A 17,159-nucleotide genomic window follows, 5' to 3' on the forward strand; every position below is an offset into this window, starting at 1 on the left:
GCGGCTGGTAGCGCTGGAAAAGCAGATGGACGCGGCGGCGGCCGATTTCGATTTCGAGAAGGCGGCGGCGCTGCGCGATGAGATTGCGCGGCTCAGGGGCGAGTATGGCGACGCGACCGAGGTCGTCGGCGAAGACGGGGAGACAGTGAAGGTGGTGGTGGGGCAGGCGCCGCCGGGGCAGATCGGGCTCGGCTCCAACGCGCCGCTCCGGCAGCCGCCCAAGGGGTGGGTGAAGCCAAAAAAGCCGCCAACGCTAACGAAGAACCACAAGCCCAGAGGCGGACGCTAGCCTTTCCGGTAGTGATAGCGACATTGCGCTATTTCGAGGGAGTGTTCGTCCGCCCGATAGACCAGGCGGTGCTCTTCGTCGATCCTTCTCGACCACCAACCTGCATATTCGTATCGCAGCAGTTCAGGCCGTCCGGACCCCGACTCAGGAGTGCGTTGGCACTCTTTGATCAACGCATTGATCTTGCGCAGGACCTTGCGGTCGCTTTCCTGCCAGAAAAGATAGTCCTGCCAGGCGTCGTCCGAAAATGTGACGCGCCTACTCAATCAGCTTTCTCTCCACACCCTTGCCCGCATCCAGGTCGGCTATCGATCGCCGAAGCCTTTCGGCATTGGCAGGGCTACTGAGCAGATATGCCGTTTCTTGCCAGGCATTGAAATCCTCGAGCGACATGACAACGGCAGCGTCCTTGCCGCCGGGGCGCGTAATGATCAGAGGCACATGGTCCTCAACCGCTGCGTCGATGTCGGCTGCGATATTCTTACGGAAGTCAGAAATGGACTTGGCGCGCATTGAGGGTCTCCTTGAAATTAAGGTACGAAATTACGTACAAAAATTCAAGGAGACCGCTTCTGCGCGCTGTGAGATGGTTCACCCGGTCGAGCAGGGTGGTGATGAAGGCCCCCTCACCCGGCGCTGCGCGCCGACCTCTCCCCGAGAGGGAGAGGTGACTACCCCGCCTTCTTGGTGAGCCTTTGTTCGGCGAGCTGCTTGATGTCGCGCAGTTCGTTTATGGTGGTTTCGAGGTCGTTGCGTTGGCGTTCGAGGAGGGCGAGGCGCTCGTCGACCTTGCCGGCGAGGAGGTTGACCTGCTGGGCGCGGTCGGCGTCGTAGAGGCTGAGATAGTCCGAAATGTCGCGCAGGGTGAAACCCAGGCGCTTGCCGCGCAGGATGAGGATCAGCCGCGCGCGGTCACGCTTCCTGAAGATGCGGGTGGCGCCGACCCGCTCGGGGGAGAGCAGGCCCTTGGATTCATAGAAGCGGATGGCCCGGGTCGATATGCCGAACTCGCTGGCGAGGTCGGCAATCGAAAACAGGTCCTGGTTTTCCGCGTCGGGACGGGTCACGACTTCCTGCCTTTTGTTTGCGCGTATTCCTCGCGCAGTTCCTTCTTGGAGAGCTTGCCGATCAGGGTCTTGGGCAGCGCATCCTTGAAGATGATTTCCTTGGGCATCTCGATCTTGTTGAGCTTGCCGGCAAGGAAGGTCTTGAGGTCGGCCTCGGTCACCGATTGGCCCGCCTTGAGCTTGACGAAGGCCACCGGGGCCTCGCCGCGATATTCGTCCGGCACGCCGATGACGTTGACCTCCTCGACGGCCTCGTGGGTCATCGTCGCTTCCTCGATGGTGCGCGGATAGACGTTGAAGCCCGAGCAGATGATGAGATCCTTGATGCGATCAACGAGGAAGACGTAGCCGTCTTCATCCATGTGGCCGACATCGCCGGTGCGCAGCCAGCCATCCATGAAGGCATCCTGGCTGGCTTCGGCGTTCTCGTAATAGCCGGCCATGACCTGGGGACCCTTGACCTGCAGCTCGCCATTCTCGCCGACGCCCACGACCTTGCCCGAATCCACGTCGACGAAGCGGATGTCGGTGCCGGGCAGCGGCAGGCCGATCGACATGGGCTTGGAGGCCTTGCGCAGAGCCGCGCAGCAGACCACGGGCGAGGCTTCGGTAAGGCCGTAGCCTTCGGCGAGCAGGGCCTTGGATTTCTTGGCGAAGGCGCTGCGGACTTCGTCGGGCAGGGCAGCGCCGCCGGAAATGGCGACCTCGAGGCTCGAAAGCTGTTCGGCCGTTGCGGTGTCGGCGCGGGCAATGGCGTTGAGCAGGGTCGGAACGGCGGGAAGCACATTGGCTTTGGTGCGCGTGAGGAGGTTCAGCAGAGCCTTGAGTTCGAAGCGCGGCAGCATGACAACGCGCGTGCCGTTGCTGAGCGGCACGTTCATGCAAACGGTCATGGCGAAGATGTGGAAGAAGGGCAGCACGGCCACGACGGTGGAGCGCGGCAGGAACAGGCCGTCACCCCATTTGTCGATCTGGCTCATATTGGCCGAGATATTGGCGTGGGTCAGCAGCGCACCCTTGGGAATGCCCGTCGTGCCGCCGGTATATTGCTGGACGGCGATGTCCTTGGAGGGATCGACGGTCACCGGCGAAGGAGAATCCTTGCGGGCGAGCAGGTCCTCGAAACTAGTGATGACCCCGGCATGAGGCGACTGGCTTACCTTGGCCAGGTCCTTGCGCTTGGCCACCGAGAACAGGATCTTCTTGACCAGCGGCAGGGCATTGGGGAAATGCGCCACGATCAGCTTCTTGACGTGGCCGGCCTTGAGCAGGGCCTCGCCCTTTTCAAAGATCTGCTGGAGATCGAGCGTCACCATGATGTCGGCGCCGGCATTGGCGGTGATGTGCCCGAGCTCGGCCACAGTATAGAGCGGGTTGCAATTGACCACCGTGCCGCCGGCCCGGAGCACGCCGTAATAGGCGATGGGATAGAAGGGTGTATTGGGCAGCATCAGCGCGACACGGGTGCCCTTGGTGACACCGAACTGCGATTGCAGCGCGCCGGCAAAGGCGACGATGCTTTCGGCCAATTCGCCGAAGCTGGTGGTGCCGCCCAGAAAGTCGAGGGCAACGGCGCCGGGGTTCTTGGCGCAGGCGGCCAGCACCTGTTCATGCACGGGCGTGGTATCGATCACGTCGTCCCAGACGATGCCGTCGGGGTAGCTGGCGATCCACGGGCGAAGGCCTTCATTGCTGGCGGCAGGCGTGTCCATGCTGTTCTCCTCCAAGTGCCTCTGGGGCAGGTGGGTATTCCCCTCGATCGGTATCGGCGGGTCCTTCAGGGGACCGACGCTTGAAGCGTCCTGACGTTCCGGTACCACGCGAAAATATGTCATGACCTTACGTTAGCGTCAATTTGCTGCCGATGGCGCCGCAACCCGATCTGCTCATTCCGCATTGTGGACGCAAAGGGGCTCTAGTTGACGTATACGTAAACTTCGGTAAACTGACCTCTACATATCCCGAGCCCTCGCGCTATGGTGCGGGCAAGCATGGGGAAGGCCGGGCCGATTCTCTCGTCGGCAACCGGTCCGGCATTTGAGGAATGGCGGGCATCGTCCCAAGTCTTGCGGGTCGATCCTGTCCTAGGAGGATAGGGGCATGACCCTTTTGCTGATCGCGATCAGTCTTGTCGTCTTCGCAACGCTGGCCATGCGGGAAAGCCCGATCTGGCAGTGGGGCGCGGCCTTCGTGGCCATCGGGCTTCTGTCCGGTCTGGACTTCACCGCCACCGGTGCCGCCTACGCGCTGGGCTGGTTCTCCTGGGTGCTGATCGTTTTCGGCATTCTCCTCCTGATCCTCTCGATCAAGCCGATCCGCATGGTGGCCCTGACCACGCCGGTCTATGGCGCGGTCAAGTCCATCCTCCCCAAGGTCAGCCGAACCGAACAGGAAGCGCTGGATGCCGGCACGGTGGGCTGGGATGCCGAGCTGTTTTCCGGTCGCCCCGATTGGGACAAGCTGACAAAGATCCGCCCGCTGACCCTGACGGCCGAGGAACAGGCCTTCCTCGATGGTCCGGCGACCGAAGCGGCGCGGATCATCGACGACTGGGATATCCGCCACAACCGCGCCGACCTCAGCCCCGAACTCTGGCAGTTCCTGAAGTCCAAGGGCTTTCTGGGCATGCTGATCGGCAAGGAGCATGGCGGCCTCGGCTTTTCGGCCCAGGCGCAGTCGATGATCGTGTCCAAGATCGCCAGCCGCTCGGTGGCCGCCGGCATCACCGTCATGGTGCCCAACTCGCTGGGGCCGGGCGAGCTTCTGGAAAAATATGGTACGCCGGCGCAGAAGGACAAATATCTCCATCGCCTGGCCAATGGCCAGGACGTGCCGTGCTTTGCGCTGACCGGGGTGCATTCGGGCTCGGATGCCGGCGGCATGCGCGATATCGGCGTGGTCAAGAAGGGCATCTATAACGGCCAGGAAGTGCTGGGCGTCAGCCTCAGCTTCGACAAGCGCTACATTACCCTCGCGCCGATCGCGACTCTGGTCGGCCTCGCTTTCATTCTCAAGGATCCGGACAATCTGCTCGGCCGCGGGCCGGAAATCGGCATCACGCTGGCGCTGATCCCGCATGACCATCCGGGCCTCGATATCGGCCGCCGCCATTATCCGGCACGGCAGGCCTTCATGAACGGCCCGGTGCGCGGCAAGGACATGTTCATCCCCATGGATTTCCTGATCGGCGGCACCGAGTATGCCGGCCAGGGCTGGCGCATGCTGATGGAATGTCTCTCGACCGGCCGCGCCATTTCGCTGCCCGCCATCGGCACCACCTCGATCAAGCAGACGCTGCGCGCCACCTCGGCCTATGCGCGAGTGCGCCGGCAGTTCGGCATTCCCGTGGGCATCATGGAAGGCGTGGCCGAGCCGCTCGGCGAAATGGTCAAGCGCGCCTATATGTATGAAGCGACCCGCCGCCTCACCGCCTCGATGGTGGACGAGGGCCAGCGCCCGGCGGTGATTGCGGGCCTCCTCAAGTACACCACGACCGAAGCCATGCGCGACAGCATGGACGACGCCTTCGATATCCAAGGTGGCCGCGCCATCCAGGACGGGCCGGGCAATTACCTGTTCGGCGCCTACCAGTCCATGCCCGTGGCGATCACGGTGGAGGGTGCCAATATCCTCACCCGCACGCTGATGACCTTTGCCCAGGGCGTGTTGCGCGCGCATCCCTATCTGCTCAAGGAAATCCAGGCGGCGCAGAACAAGGACAAGAAGGCGGGCCTCGATGCCTTCGACTCGGCTTTTGGCGGCCATACCAAGTTCATGCTGCGCAATATCGTGGCGAGTTTCCTCCATGGCCTTTCCAATGGCGCCTTCGCCTCTTCGCCTAATCAGGGGGCGATGGCCAAGTGGTACCGGCGCCTCCATCGCTACTCGCAGGATTTCGCCCTCGTGGCCGACTGGACTACGGTGGTGCTGGGCGGGGCGCTGAAGCGCAAGCAGAAACTCTCGGGCCGCATGGCGGACCTCTTGGGCGACCTCTACCTGATGTCGGCGACACTCAAGCGCTTCGAGGAGGAGGGCTCGATCCCCGAGGACAAGGAACTGGTCGAGGCCATCATGGCCGACCGCATCGCCTCGCTGGAAGCGACCTTCGACGAAGTCTTCGCCAATTTCCCCAACCCGGTCTTTGCCACGGCCATGCGCGTGCTGTGCTTCCCGCTGGGGCGCCACGCCAAGCCCGCCTCGGATCGCGTCAACTACCGCTTCGTGCGCTCGGTGCTGCGCCCGGGCGCCTTCCGCGACCGCCTCACCACGGGCGTTTATGTTTCGATGGACCCCAATGACGTCACGGGCGTTCTGGAAGATGCGTTCATCAAGGTGACCGAGGCCGAGGAGATCGAGGCCAAGTTCGTCAAGGCATCGCGCAAGGGTGTCTTCGAGCGCCGGCTCGACCGCGACGCCATCGCCGATGCGGTGGCAGCGGGTGTGCTCAACGACAACGAGGCGGGCATCATGCGCGCCGCCGACGAGGCGACCGACCGGGCCGTGCATGTCGACGATTTCGCCATGGACGTGCTGAAGCCGACGGTGACGCAGGCGGCGGAATAGGGGGGCCCGCCACAACCCAGGTCGTCACCCTCGGGCTTGACCCGAGGGGACTGAACTGGGCGGAGGAATTGAAAAGTGCAGAGCCCTCGGGTCAAGCCCGAGGGTGACGCGCGGTGGAGTGGGGCGGATGATGCGCTCAACTCCGGAAGAGGAGCAAAGATGATCGCCCCACAGGCAACCGAGACGAAACACTGGAGCTTCCACACCGATCTCGAAAAGATCGGCTGGCTGACCATCAATACGCCCGGCGCATCGGTGAATACGCTGAGCCGTGAAGCCATCATGGAGCTCGAAACGCTGGTGGCGCGGTTCGAGGATCTGGCCAGTTCCGGAGAACTGGTGGGTGTCGTGATCCTCTCGGGCAAGGATTCGGGCTTCATCGCCGGCGCCGATGTTTCCGAATTCGACGCGATGAGCGATTTCTCGGTGCTGCCGGAGGCGCTCAGGCGCACGCATGCGCTGTTTGCGCGGATCGAGGCGCTGAAAGTGCCAGTGGTTGCCGGCATCCATGGCTTCTGCCTGGGTGGCGGGCTCGAGCTGGCGCTGGCCTGCCACTACCGGATCGCCGTCAATGACGACAAGACCCGCATCGGCTTTCCGGAAGTGAACCTCGGCATCTTCCCGGGTTTTGGCGGTACCGGGCGCTCGATCCGCCAGGCGGGACCGGTCGATGCCATGCAGATCATGCTGACCGGCAAGATGCTCAAGGCCGGCGCGGCGCGCGGGCTCAATCTCGTCGACAAGCTGGTGCGCCATCGCGACATGCTGCGCTGGGAAGGCCGCAAGGCGGTCCTCCAGAAGCGCAAGGCCAGCGAGGCGTCCTGGAGCAAGAAGCTGATGGCCCTGCCGCTGGTGCGCGAGGCCGTTGCCAACCAGATGCGCAAGCAGGCCGGCAAAAAGGCCCGCAAGGAACACTTCCCGGCCCCTTATGCGCTGATCGATCTGTTCGAAAAACATGGCGACGACTGGAAGGCGATGATCCGCGGCGAGGTCGATGCCTTCGTGCCGCTGATGGGCTCGCCGACGGCCACTAATCTCCGGCGCGTCTTCTTTCTTTCCGAAGGGCTCAAGAAGCAGAGCCTCAAGGGCGCGAAGTTCTCGCGCGTGCATGTCATCGGCGCCGGCGTCATGGGCGGCGACATCGCCGCCTGGTGCGCCTATCGCGGCATGAGCGTGACGCTGCAGGACCTCGACATGGAGCGCATCAAGCCAGCGCTCGACCGGGCCAAGAAGCTGTTCGGCAAGCGCTTCAAGAAGAAGCGCGAGGTCGACGCGGCCATGCTGCGGCTGACGGCCGACCCGAAGGGGACCGGCGTGTCGCGCGCCGACGTGATCATCGAGGCGGTGGTCGAAAAGCTCGAGGTCAAGCAGGCAATCTTCTCGGGTCTCGAAAACAAGATGAAGCCCGGTGCCATCATGGCCACCAATACGTCCTCGATCGAACTCGAACGCATTGCCGAGGCGCTCAAGGACCCGGCGCGGCTCATCGGCCTCCATTTCTTCAACCCGGTGGCACAACTGCCGCTGGTGGAGGTGATCCGCTCGCGCTTCAACACCGACGAGGAAATCGGCAAGGGGGCAAGCTTCGCGCTGGCCATCGGCAAGTCCCCGGTCGTGGTCAAGTCGGCGCCGGGCTTCCTCGTCAACCGTGTGCTGATGCCCTACATGCTGGGCGCGGTGGAGCGGGTCGAGCGCGGCGAAAGCAAGGAACTGCTCGATGCGGCCGCGGTAGCCTTCGGCATGCCGATGGGGCCGATCGAACTGATGGACACAGTGGGGCTCGATGTCGGCAAGTCGGTGGCAACCGAGCTAGGACATTCGGTTCCGGCGGAAAGCCGCTTCGCCCGGCTGATTGCCGAGGGCAAGCTCGGCCGCAAGAGCGGCGAAGGCTTCTACAAGTGGGAAAACGGCAAGGCCATCAAGGGCGAAGCGCCGGCCCATGCCGATCTCGCCGGCCTCGGCCGCGAACTGGTGAAGCCTCTGGTCGACATGACCGAAGTTGTGGTGGGCGAAGGCGTCGTCGCTTCGCCCGAACTGGCCGATATCGGTGTCATCATGGGGACGGGCTTCGCGCCATTCCTGGGTGGACCGATGAAGGCGCGTGCGGATGGACGGGCGTGATGGTGGAGGGCTTGTTCACAAGTCTCGCGGTCAGCGCCTCCCTCCCCCTTGAGGGGAGGGAACGAGGGTGGGGGTGGTTGAGTGGTTCATCGATGGCCCCCCACCCCCAGCCCCTCCCCTCAAGGGGGAGGGGAGCTGCCGCGTGGCAGCATCAGCGCACAACATCAATTTCCCCTTCGGGAGCAAATCAATGACTGAACTCAAGCGCGTTGCCATTGTCGGCTCGGCCCGTATTCCCTTCGCTCGTGGCGGCACGGCCTATGCGGATGAAACCAATCTCTCCATGCTCGGCACCGTGCTGGGCGGGGTGGCCGACAAGTATGGCCTCAAGGGCGAGAAGGTCGACGAGGTGATTGCCGGCGCGGTGATCAATCATTCCCGCGACTTCAACATTGCCCGCGAGGCGCTGCTCGATGCGGGTCTGTCGCCGCGCACGCCGGGCACGACCATGCAGATCGCCTGCGGCACGAGCCTGCAGGCCGCTCTCGTGCTGGCCGGCAAGATCGCCTCGGGCCAGATCGAAAGCGGCATCGCTGCCGGATCGGACTCAGTCAGCGACAGCCCGATCGTCTTCGGACCGAAATTCCAGCATCGGTTGCTTGGCGCCAATGCCGCCAAGACCACGGGCGACAAGGTGAAGGCCTTCACCAAGGGCTTTTCCTTCGGCGAACTGACGCCGGTGGCGCCTTCGGTCAACGAGCCGCGCACCGGTCTTTCCATGGGCCAGCACTGCGAGCTGATGGCCAAGGAATGGGGCATCACGCGGCAGGAGCAGGATGCCCTGGCCGTGGCCAGCCATCGCAATGCGGCGGTGGCCTATGACGAGGGCTTCCACGACGACCTCCTCGTGCAATGCGCGGGGCTTGTGCGCGACAACAATGTGCGCGCCGATGCCAATATGGAAAAGATGGCGACGCTGAAGCCGGCCTTCGACAAGACCTCGGGCCTCGGCACGCTGACGGCAGGCAATTCGACGCCGCTGACCGACGGCGCTTCGGGCGTGCTGCTGGCATCGGAAGAGTGGGCGCGGGCGCGCGGCCTGCCTGTTCTTGCCTATCTCACCACCGGCCGCGTCGCCGGCAATGACTTTGCCCATGGCGAAGGCCTCCTCATGGCGCCGACCATTGCCGTGTCTGAAATGCTGCGGAGGGCCGGGCTTGGCTTTGCCGATATCGACTATTTCGAACTGCACGAGGCTTTCGCGGCGCAAGTGCTGTGTACGCTCAAGGCCTGGAAGGACCCGGCCTACTGCAAGGACGTGCTGGGGCGCGACTCGGTGCTGGGCGAGGTCGATCCGGCAAAGATCAATGTGAAGGGATCGAGCCTTGCCTATGGCCATCCCTTCGCGGCGACCGGCGCGCGCATCCTGGGCCTGACCGCCAAGCTGCTCTCGGGTCAGGCCAACAAGCGGGCGCTGATCTCGGTCTGCACCGCCGGTGGCATGGGGGTCGCCGCTCTGGTAGAAAGTGCGGCATGAGCGACAATGTCATCAAATTCCGCAAGCCGGAAAAGAAGCCGGAAGAGCCCAAGAAGCAGCGTCCGCGCCGGCCGCTGCCGAACTGGGCGCCTTTTCTGGGGCTGCTTATCGTCGCACTTGTGATCTTTTTTGTGCAGCGCGGTGGCGGCACGGCATAGTGTTCGGGGCCGGAACATTTAGGACCAGCTTGCGCACCGCCGCGGCGACTGCCGCGCCGCTTAGTATTTGAATCCTTTTCACCGAACAGATACAAAAATTCGTACCCTAAACCGGCGACAAATGGGGATGTCCACAATGGACGGCCCGGTGACGTTTAGGTCAATCTTTTGCTTGTCAGTAGACGGAATTGCGTAATACCGTCCAGCAATCTTGGGCGCCGGTATCTGCCGGCGACGAGGGCAAAATAGCCGTGCCTCCAAGCCCGGCACAAAGACTTTCAGGAATTCCACAAGGAGATGGGACGAGAATGAAGTTCACCACAGCCTTCAAAGCGGTAGCGACCGCCGGCGCCATGGCGCTGATGATGAGCACGGCGGCCTCGGCGGTGACGCTGCAGCTGCACAATGGTGGCGATCCGGGTACCCTCGATCCGCACAAGGCCTCGGGCGACTGGGAAAACCGCGTCATCGGTGACTACATCGAAGGTCTTCTGACTGAAAACGCCAAGGCTGAAGCCATTGCCGGCCAGGCCGAAAGCTGGGAAATCTCGGAAGACGGCACCGTCTATACCTTCACCCTGCGTGACGGCATCCAGTGGTCGGACGGCGAACCCGTCACCGCCGGCGACTTCGTCTATGCCTTCCAGCGCCTGTTCAACCCGGCAACTGCGGCCGACTATGCCTACCTGCAGTTCCCGATCAAGAACGCCGCCGCCATCAACTCGGGCGAGATCACCGATCTCAACGAGCTGGGCGTCAAGGCCATCGACGACAAGACCCTCGAAATCACCCTCGAGGCGCCGACCCCCTTCTTCCTCGACGCTCTGACCCACTACACTGCCTATCCGGTGCCGCAGCACCTGGTGGAAGAGCTGGGCGATGACTGGACCAAGGTCGAGAACATCGTCGGCAACGGCCCCTACCTGATCAAGGAATGGCTGCCGGGCTCCTATGTCCGTTCGGAAAAGAACCCGGACTATTATGACGCCGCCAATGTCCAGATCGACGAAGTCTTCTACCATGTGCTCGAAGACCAGGCCGCAGCGCTCAACCGCTACCGCGCCGGTGAATTCGACATCCTGACCGACTTCCCCGCCGACCAGTATCAGTGGCTGCAGGACAACCTGCCGGGCGAAGCCCATGTGGTGCCGTTCCTGGGCGTCTACTACTACGTGATGAACCAGGAAGAGGGCGAAGTCCTCTCCGACGTCCGCATCCGCGAAGCGCTCTCGACCACCATTGTGCGCGAAGTTATCGGGCCGGACATCCTGGGCACTGGCGAACTGCCGGCCTATGGCTGGGTCCCGCCGGGCACCAACAACTATGTCGAAACCGCCTATGCTCCGGAATGGGCCGAGACGCCCTATGAAGAGCGTGTCGAAAAGGCCAAGGCGCTGATGACCGAAGCCGGCTACGGCCCGGACAATCCGCTGACCCTGCAGCTGCGCTACAACACCAATGACAACCACCAGCGTATCGCCGTGGCGATCGCCGCCATGTGGGAGCCGATCGGTGTCAAGGTCGAACTGTTCAACGCCGAAACCGCCGTTCACTACGACGCCCTGCGCGCCGGTGACTTCGCTGTCGGCCGCGCCGGCTGGCTGCTCGACTACAACGATCCGTCCAACACGCTCGATCTGCTGAAGACCGGCGTCGACCAGGACGGCACGATGAACTGGGGCAACAACTATGGCCGCTACTCGAACGAAGAGTTCGACGCGCTCATGACCCAGGCCTCGACCGAACTCGATCTGGTTGCCCGTGGTGAACTGCTCGCCCAGGCCGAAAAGATCGCCATGGACGAGTTCGCCGCGATCCCGATCTACTGGTACGTGTCCAAGGACGTCGTGTCGCCCAAGATCTCGGGCTTCGAAGAAAACGCCAAGAATATCTTCCGCACCCGCTGGCTCTCGAAGTCGGAATAATCGGAAGATCGAATGCGATCGTGGGGGCCCCGGCCCCCACGGTTCTTTTGCGGCCCATGCGCCCTGCGGCAGATCCGCACCTGGCGAACCGGCCAAGGAGTCCTTGAAACATGCTGGCTTATGCCTTTCGGCGCGTGCTTTCGGCCATTCCGATTGCACTGATCGCCGTTACGATCTGCTTTTTCATCCTGCGCCTGGCGCCGGGTGGTCCGTTTGATGGCGAACGCGCCCTGCCGCCGACCGTGCTGGCCAACCTGCGCGCCCATTACAATCTCGATCAGCCCTTGATCGCTCAGTATTTCATCTATGTCGGACGGCTGTTGCAGGGCGATCTCGGCCCCTCGATGGTGATCGACGGCTTCAATGTGTCCGATCTCATCCGCATCGGCTTCCCGTTCACGCTGACCATGGCAATGTTCGCCTTCGTCATCGCCACCAGCATCGGCATCGTGGCCGGCGCGGTTGCCGCCGTGAACCAGAACAAGTGGCCGGACTATGTGCTCGTGCTGGCCGTGATGCTGGGCGTCGTCGTGCCCAACTTCCTGATGGCAGCGCTGCTGCAGCTCTGGTTCGGCGTTTACCTGGGCTGGCTGCCGGCCGGCGGCTGGGTCACCGGTTCGCTCTGGCACCTGGTGCTGCCCGTCACGGTGCTCGCCTGGCCGCATGCGGCCCGTATCAGCCGCCTGATGCGTGGCTCGATGATCGAAGTGCTCGGCAGCAATTATGTGCGCACCGCCCGCTCCAAGGGCCTCAGCGAGCGCATCGTGCTGGCCCGCCACGCCATCAAGCCGGCGCTGCTGCCGGTCGTCTCCTATCTCGGACCAGGCCTGAGCTACCTGCTCACCGGTTCGCTGGCCGTCGAGCAGATCTTCGGCCTGCCCGGCATCGGCAAGTACTTCGTCCAGGCCGCCCTCAACCGCGACTATGGCATCGTCCTGGGCACGACCATCCTCTACATGTTCATCATTCTTGCTCTCAATCTGATCGTTGACCTCATCTATGCCTGGCTCGATCCCAAGGTGAGGTACCGCTGATGCCCGGGATCACTGGCAAAGATCAGGTCCTGACGACCTACGCCAACAAGCTGGCGACCCTCGACCCGGTCAAGGGCCGCTCGCTGACTCAGGACGCCACGCGGCGACTGGTGCGCAACAAGGCCGCGGTGGCTTCGATCATCGTCGTGGTTGTGATCATCCTCGCCGCCTTTATCGGCCCCTATTTCCTGCCCTGGGGCTTTTCCGAGGTCGACTGGTCGAACATCCGCAAGCCGCCCAATCCCGAGGCCGGGCATTATCTCGGCACCGACCAGAATGGGCGCGACATGCTGGCCCGCGTGCTGCAGGGCACGCAGATGAGCCTCATCGTGGCCTTCGTCGCCACGGTGGTCTCGGTGACGATCGGCGTGATCTATGGCGCGATCGCGGGCTATTTCGGTGGTCGCGTGGACGCGATCATGATGCGCATCGTCGACGTCATGTATGCGCTGCCCTACATCCTCTTCGTCATCATCCTGATGGTGATGTTCGGGCGCAATCCGGTGCTGCTGTTCGTGGGCATCGGTGCCATCGAATGGCTGACCATGGCCCGTATCGTGCGCGGCCAGACCCTCTCCATCAAGGAGAAGGAATTCGTCGAGGCGGCCCGTGCCAGCGGCGCGAGCTCGTGGACCATCATCTTCAAGCACATCGTGCCGAACCTGACCGGTCCCGTGGTGATCTACGCCACGCTCACCATTCCCGAAATCATCATCGCGGAAAGCTTCCTTTCCTATCTGGGCCTGGGCGTCCAGGAACCGCAGACGTCGCTTGGTACGCTGATCTCCGCCGGTGCGCCGGTGGCCGAAGTGCTGCCCTGGATGCTGCTCGGACCGGCCGCCGTGCTGGTCACGCTGCTGCTCGCCCTCACCTATATCGGTGACGGCCTGCGCGACGCCCTCGACCCCAAGGACCGCTGATCATGGCATTGCTAGAAGTCAAAAACCTCAAGGTCGATTTCCAGACCAATGACGGCGTGGTCAACGCCGTGCGCGACCTCTCCTATACGCTGGAAAAGGGCAAGACCCTGGCCATTGTGGGCGAAAGCGGCTCGGGCAAGACCCAGGGCGCGTTCGCGCTCCTCGGCCTCCTGCCCAAGAACGGCAAGGCCTCGGGCTCGGTGATGTTCGACGGCAAGCAGATCCTCAATCTGCCGCTCAGCCAGCTCAGGGCCTATCGTGCCGCCCGCATCGGCATCATCTTCCAGGATCCGATGACCTCGCTGAACCCCTATCTGCGCATCTCGCGCCAGATGACGGAAGTGCTCGAGCTGCACAAGGGCATGACCCGCAGTGCCGCCCTGGCCGAAAGCGTGCGGTTCCTCGATGCAGTGCGTATTCCCGATGCCAAGAACCGCGTGCACATGTATCCGCACGAATTTTCGGGCGGCATGCGGCAACGCGTGATGATCGCCATGGCGCTGCTGTGCGGGCCGGAACTACTGATCGCCGACGAGCCGACCACGGCCCTCGACGTCACCGTGCAGGCCGGCATCATCGATCTCCTGGTCGACCTGCAGGAGGATTTCGGCACCGCCATCATCCTCATCACCCACGACCTGGGGATCGTCGCGGGCACCTGCGAGGACACGCTGGTGATGTTCGACGGCCGGGTCATGGAATACCGCAAGACCGAAGAGCTGTTCGCCAGCCCGGCGCATCCCTATACGCAGGGGCTGCTGGCGGCGGTGCCGCGCCTCGACAAGCCGGTCGAACGCCTTTCGACCGTCTCCTATGAATTCATGAGCCAGCGGGGCGAAGCATGACCGAGCAGAAACCCATTCTCCAGGTCCGCAACGTCTCGGTGGATTTCAAGATTCCGGCTGGCGGGATGTTTGGCGGCAACAAGATCCTGCATGCGGTCAAGGACGTGTCCTTCGACCTGCACCAGGGTGAAACGCTGGGCATCGTGGGCGAAAGCGGCTGCGGCAAGTCGACCCTGTCGCGCGCCGTCATCAAGCTGATCCAGGCCACATCTGGCGAGTCGCTGTGGATGGGCAAGGACATCCTTAAGATGAGCCCCAAGGAACTGGTGAACCTGCGCAAGGATATCCAGATGGTCTTCCAGGACCCGCTGGCCTCGCTCAATCCGCGCATGACCGCCGGCCAGATCATCGCCGAGCCGCTGCTGATCCACTATCCGGAAGTCAACAAGACCGAGCGCATGGCGCGCGTTGTCGAGATGATGGAAAAGGTCGGCCTCTCGGCCAACATGATCAACAAGTATCCGCACGAATTCTCGGGCGGCCAGTGCCAGCGCATCGGCATCGCCCGGGCGCTGATCACCAAGCCCAAGCTCATCGTCTGCGACGAGGCCGTGTCGGCCCTCGACGTGTCGGTGCAGGCTCAGGTCATCAATCTGCTGATGGACCTGCAGAAGGAATTCGGCATTTCGCTGCTGTTCATCGCCCACGACATCGCCGTGGTGCGCCATATCGCCCAGCGGATCATGGTGCTCTATTTCGGCGAAGTGGTGGAAATCGGCGAGAGCGAGCAGGTGGTGATGCAGCCCCGGCACGACTACACCAAGAAGCTCATCGCTTCGGTGCCGGTGCCCGATCCCAAGGAAGAAATGCGTCGTCGCGAACTGCGCCGGCGCCTCCGTCGCGAGGCAGCTGCTGCAGCGTAGTCCCACTATCGAAAAACTGGATTGTCACCCCGGCGAAAGCCGGGGGCCCATCCTGAGATCTCAAGATGGATCCCGGCTTTCGCCGGGACGACAGCCGGTGGGCATGAGGGCACCTCAGCCTTCGCCTGGCTCGTGGCCGCGCCGGTCGGGCGTGCCGATCTCCTGGACGCGGCGGCGGCGGTCGGGGCCGGCATAGGTCGTGGCGTCGATAAAGGGACGCGGCTGGCCGGCAATGGCGTCGAGCCGCGACTTGAGGTGGGCCGCGGCAAAGGGCTTGCGCAGGAATTCGGTGACCCCGGCATCCCGGGCCGCGGCAATGCGAGCGGCATCGGGGGCCGCCGCCATCATGATGATGGGCGTGAGGCGATTGGGCGAGGTGGCGTCGGCCCGCAGGCGCCGCACCAGCTCGACGGCGTCGGGTCCGGTCAGCGCATCGTCGATGATGATGACCTCATAGGCCCTGCGGCGCAGCTCGTGCTGGGCCTGGTTGCCGTCCCAGGCTTCGCGGATGTCGCGACGTCCGAGATTGCGCAGCATGTCGGCCACGAGGGCTGCCATGTTGGCCTGCGGGTCGATGACGAGGGCGCCGGGTTTGCTGGTGTTTTCGCTGGGCATCGGGTTCAATGGCTGGGCGGTTTCGGCCCATTCTAGGGCCCGGCCATAACCTCGGCGTTAACACCGGCGCAATGGGGAAAACCGGTATGATTGCGCGTTGACAGGCTGGGTCTCTTTCCTTATGTAGAGGCCAGTTTTCGGGCGCCTCAGCGCCCATTTTGTTTGACCAAGGATTACACAGATGAAGATCCGCAACTCGCTGAAGGCGTTGATGACTCGCCACCGCGCGAACAAGCTCGTCCGCCGTCGCGGCCGCGTTTACATCATCAACAAGGTGGACAAGCGCTTCAAGGCTCGCCAGGGCTGAGCGTTTCGCTCCTCGAATTCCGACAAGGCCCGCATGCAGATGCGGGCCTTGTTGCTTTTGGCGCCTATTTGCGGGTCGCCAGCCAGCAGACCACCGAGCCGGCGCTGACCATGGCCGCACCCTGCCAGAAGGAAAGTGGCAGCGCCGACTGCAGCAATGCGGCGGCAAAGGCGGCCGACAACACGGGGGTGAAATAGGAGGCCGTGGCAAGTGCCGTCGCATTGCCATGGAGGATGCCGACGTTCCAGGCGGCATAGGCAAAGCCCATGGCGGCGGAAGCGAGGACGAGCATGACGATGTCCACGAGGCCGACGTTCCAGGAGATGTCGCCCGTGAAGGCAAGCTTGGCCCAGAGCGCCATGGCGGTAAAGGCGAAGAACAGCGTGGCGCCGTTGCGGCCGTTGGCCAATTTGGGGGTGACCACGCAATAGGCGGCCCAGATCAGCGCACCGGCCAGCGCGAGGCCGTAGCTCAGCGGATTGAGCCGGACATTGTCCAGCATGGCGGGCAGGGAAAAGCCTGCATCGCCGCCCAGCACCCAGACAATGCCGATCATCGAGAGGAGGAGGCCGGGGACGATCCAGATCCTGACCGGTCGCCGATTGAAGACCACGGTGCCGACCAAGGTCAGCGTCGGCCAGAGGTAGTTGACCATGCCCACCTCGATGGCCTGGCGCGGCGTAGTCGTATAGCCGATGGAAAGGGCAAGGCAGAGCTCGTAGCTGACAAAGAGCAGGCCGCCGACCACGAGATAGCGGCGCGGGAAAGTGCGGAGGTCGCCGAGCCCGAGGCTGAGAAACAGGAAGACGCTGGCCAGCGAATAGATCAGCGCGGCGCCGCCGGTGGCGCCAAAGCTGGATGAGACCGACTTGATCATGCCCACGACCGAGGCCCAGAGCAGGACGGCGACAAGGCCCGTGGCGGTGGCGCGAAGGCTCGGCTTGGTGGCGGCGATGGTCATGCAGGGTCTCTACA

The 17,159-nt window shown here is 63.3% G+C and carries 16 protein-coding genes and 1 pseudogene; 11 read left to right on the forward strand and 6 right to left on the reverse strand.

Translation table 11 applies throughout. From position 1 onward, the window contains the following. Positions 1–4: 4 nt before the first annotated feature. Positions 5–97, forward strand: a pseudogene (locus JEQ47_RS21225) (UvrB/UvrC motif-containing protein); the annotation flags it as partial. Positions 98–285: 188 nt separating this feature from the next. On the opposite strand, the gene JEQ47_RS18710 reads toward JEQ47_RS21225, so the two are convergent. The 4 genes from JEQ47_RS18710 to JEQ47_RS18725 all read right to left on the reverse strand — a co-directional run bounded on the left by JEQ47_RS18710 (position 286) and on the right by JEQ47_RS18725 (position 3,068). Next, the gene (locus JEQ47_RS18710; RefSeq protein WP_198877962.1) at positions 286–555 is read right to left on the reverse strand and encodes a Txe/YoeB family addiction module toxin; all 270 of its coding nucleotides are present in this window, start codon (positions 553–555) and stop codon (positions 286–288) included. Further along, complete coding sequence (locus JEQ47_RS18715) at positions 548–802, reverse strand: type II toxin-antitoxin system Phd/YefM family antitoxin (RefSeq protein ID WP_198877963.1); 255 nt, start codon at positions 800–802, stop codon at positions 548–550. Before JEQ47_RS18715 ends, JEQ47_RS18710 begins: the two co-directional genes overlap by 8 nt. 158 nt (positions 803–960) lie before the next feature. Continuing rightward, positions 961–1,356, reverse strand: a complete 396-nt coding sequence (locus tag JEQ47_RS18720; protein WP_198877964.1) for a MerR family transcriptional regulator — start codon at positions 1,354–1,356, stop codon at positions 961–963. Further along, positions 1,353–3,068, reverse strand: coding sequence for a long-chain-fatty-acid--CoA ligase (locus tag JEQ47_RS18725; protein WP_198877965.1), 1,716 nt, complete (start codon positions 3,066–3,068; stop codon positions 1,353–1,355). Before JEQ47_RS18725 ends, JEQ47_RS18720 begins: the two co-directional genes overlap by 4 nt. 388 nt (positions 3,069–3,456) lie before the next feature. Between JEQ47_RS18725 and JEQ47_RS18730 the strand changes: the two genes are divergently transcribed. From JEQ47_RS18730 to JEQ47_RS18770, 9 genes are all read left to right on the forward strand, one after another. Further along, positions 3,457–5,919, forward strand: a complete 2,463-nt coding sequence (locus tag JEQ47_RS18730) for an acyl-CoA dehydrogenase (protein WP_198877966.1) — start codon at positions 3,457–3,459, stop codon at positions 5,917–5,919. A 159-nt stretch (positions 5,920–6,078) separates the two neighbouring features. Beyond that, the gene (locus JEQ47_RS18735) at positions 6,079–8,040 is read left to right on the forward strand and encodes a 3-hydroxyacyl-CoA dehydrogenase NAD-binding domain-containing protein (protein WP_198877967.1); all 1,962 of its coding nucleotides are present in this window, start codon (positions 6,079–6,081) and stop codon (positions 8,038–8,040) included. A 190-nt stretch (positions 8,041–8,230) separates the two neighbouring features. Beyond that, entirely contained in the window at positions 8,231–9,517 is a 1,287-nt protein-coding gene (locus JEQ47_RS18740) for an acetyl-CoA C-acetyltransferase (protein WP_198877968.1), read from the forward strand. Then, positions 9,514–9,675 carry a hypothetical protein gene (locus JEQ47_RS18745; RefSeq protein WP_198877969.1) on the forward strand — a complete coding sequence of 54 codons (162 nt, stop codon included), beginning with the start codon at positions 9,514–9,516 and terminating at the stop codon, positions 9,673–9,675. Before JEQ47_RS18740 ends, JEQ47_RS18745 begins: the two co-directional genes overlap by 4 nt. 308 nt (positions 9,676–9,983) lie before the next feature. Beyond that, on the forward strand, positions 9,984–11,600 hold the full coding sequence (locus JEQ47_RS18750; RefSeq protein WP_198877970.1) for a peptide ABC transporter substrate-binding protein: 1,617 nt from the start codon (positions 9,984–9,986) through the stop codon (positions 11,598–11,600). Positions 11,601–11,710: 110 nt separating this feature from the next. Then, complete coding sequence (locus JEQ47_RS18755) at positions 11,711–12,634, forward strand: ABC transporter permease (protein ID WP_198877971.1); 924 nt, start codon at positions 11,711–11,713, stop codon at positions 12,632–12,634. Next, positions 12,634–13,554: an ABC transporter permease gene (locus JEQ47_RS18760; protein WP_198877972.1), complete on the forward strand. Its 921-nt coding sequence runs from the start codon at positions 12,634–12,636 to the stop codon at positions 13,552–13,554. Before JEQ47_RS18755 ends, JEQ47_RS18760 begins: the two co-directional genes overlap by 1 nt. Positions 13,555–13,556: 2 nt before the next feature. Then, positions 13,557–14,399, forward strand: a complete 843-nt coding sequence (locus JEQ47_RS18765) for an ATP-binding cassette domain-containing protein (RefSeq protein WP_198877973.1) — start codon at positions 13,557–13,559, stop codon at positions 14,397–14,399. After that, entirely contained in the window at positions 14,396–15,262 is an 867-nt protein-coding gene (locus tag JEQ47_RS18770; RefSeq protein ID WP_198877974.1) for an ABC transporter ATP-binding protein, read from the forward strand. Before JEQ47_RS18765 ends, JEQ47_RS18770 begins: the two co-directional genes overlap by 4 nt. A 114-nt stretch (positions 15,263–15,376) precedes the next feature. Here JEQ47_RS18770 and JEQ47_RS18775 read toward each other — a convergent pair whose 3' ends face one another. Beyond that, entirely contained in the window at positions 15,377–15,877 is a 501-nt protein-coding gene (locus tag JEQ47_RS18775; RefSeq protein ID WP_198877975.1) for a response regulator, read from the reverse strand. Positions 15,878–16,058: 181 nt separating this feature from the next. Here JEQ47_RS18775 and ykgO point away from each other — a divergent pair, with 181 nt between their 5' ends. Further along, on the forward strand, positions 16,059–16,184 hold the full coding sequence (ykgO, locus tag JEQ47_RS18780; protein ID WP_046105532.1) for a type B 50S ribosomal protein L36: 126 nt from the start codon (positions 16,059–16,061) through the stop codon (positions 16,182–16,184). 64 nt (positions 16,185–16,248) lie between these two features. Here ykgO and yddG read toward each other — a convergent pair whose 3' ends face one another. Further along, complete coding sequence (yddG, locus tag JEQ47_RS18785; RefSeq protein ID WP_198877976.1) at positions 16,249–17,145, reverse strand: aromatic amino acid DMT transporter YddG; 897 nt, start codon at positions 17,143–17,145, stop codon at positions 16,249–16,251. Between the last annotated feature and the right edge of the window lie 14 nt (positions 17,146–17,159).

This window comes from Devosia sediminis, assembly GCF_016411825.1.
GTDB lineage: Bacteria > Pseudomonadota > Alphaproteobacteria > Rhizobiales > Devosiaceae > Devosia > Devosia sediminis.

What these genes read in the sequence shown, in the direction of transcription:
- JEQ47_RS18740 (WP_198877968.1), top strand. Translation starts at nt 8,231, where the DNA reads ATGACTGAACTCAAGCGCGTTGCCATTGTCGGCTCGGCCCGTATTCCC.
- JEQ47_RS18765 (WP_198877973.1), top strand. Translation starts at nt 13,557, where the DNA reads ATGGCATTGCTAGAAGTCAAAAACCTCAAGGTCGATTTCCAGACCAAT.
- JEQ47_RS18755 (WP_198877971.1), top strand. Translation starts at nt 11,711, where the DNA reads ATGCTGGCTTATGCCTTTCGGCGCGTGCTTTCGGCCATTCCGATTGCA.
- ykgO (WP_046105532.1), top strand. Translation starts at nt 16,059, where the DNA reads ATGAAGATCCGCAACTCGCTGAAGGCGTTGATGACTCGCCACCGCGCG.
- JEQ47_RS18730 (WP_198877966.1), top strand. Translation starts at nt 3,457, where the DNA reads ATGACCCTTTTGCTGATCGCGATCAGTCTTGTCGTCTTCGCAACGCTG.
- JEQ47_RS18735 (WP_198877967.1), top strand. Translation starts at nt 6,079, where the DNA reads ATGATCGCCCCACAGGCAACCGAGACGAAACACTGGAGCTTCCACACC.
- JEQ47_RS18715 (WP_198877963.1), bottom strand. Translation starts at nt 802, where the DNA reads ATGCGCGCCAAGTCCATTTCTGACTTCCGTAAGAATATCGCAGCCGAC.
- JEQ47_RS18770 (WP_198877974.1), top strand. Translation starts at nt 14,396, where the DNA reads ATGACCGAGCAGAAACCCATTCTCCAGGTCCGCAACGTCTCGGTGGAT.
- yddG (WP_198877976.1), bottom strand. Translation starts at nt 17,145, where the DNA reads ATGACCATCGCCGCCACCAAGCCGAGCCTTCGCGCCACCGCCACGGGC.
- JEQ47_RS18725 (WP_198877965.1), bottom strand. Translation starts at nt 3,068, where the DNA reads ATGGACACGCCTGCCGCCAGCAATGAAGGCCTTCGCCCGTGGATCGCC.
- JEQ47_RS18760 (WP_198877972.1), top strand. Translation starts at nt 12,634, where the DNA reads ATGCCCGGGATCACTGGCAAAGATCAGGTCCTGACGACCTACGCCAAC.
- JEQ47_RS18775 (WP_198877975.1), bottom strand. Translation starts at nt 15,877, where the DNA reads ATGCCCAGCGAAAACACCAGCAAACCCGGCGCCCTCGTCATCGACCCG.
- JEQ47_RS18745 (WP_198877969.1), top strand. Translation starts at nt 9,514, where the DNA reads ATGAGCGACAATGTCATCAAATTCCGCAAGCCGGAAAAGAAGCCGGAA.
- JEQ47_RS18750 (WP_198877970.1), top strand. Translation starts at nt 9,984, where the DNA reads ATGAAGTTCACCACAGCCTTCAAAGCGGTAGCGACCGCCGGCGCCATG.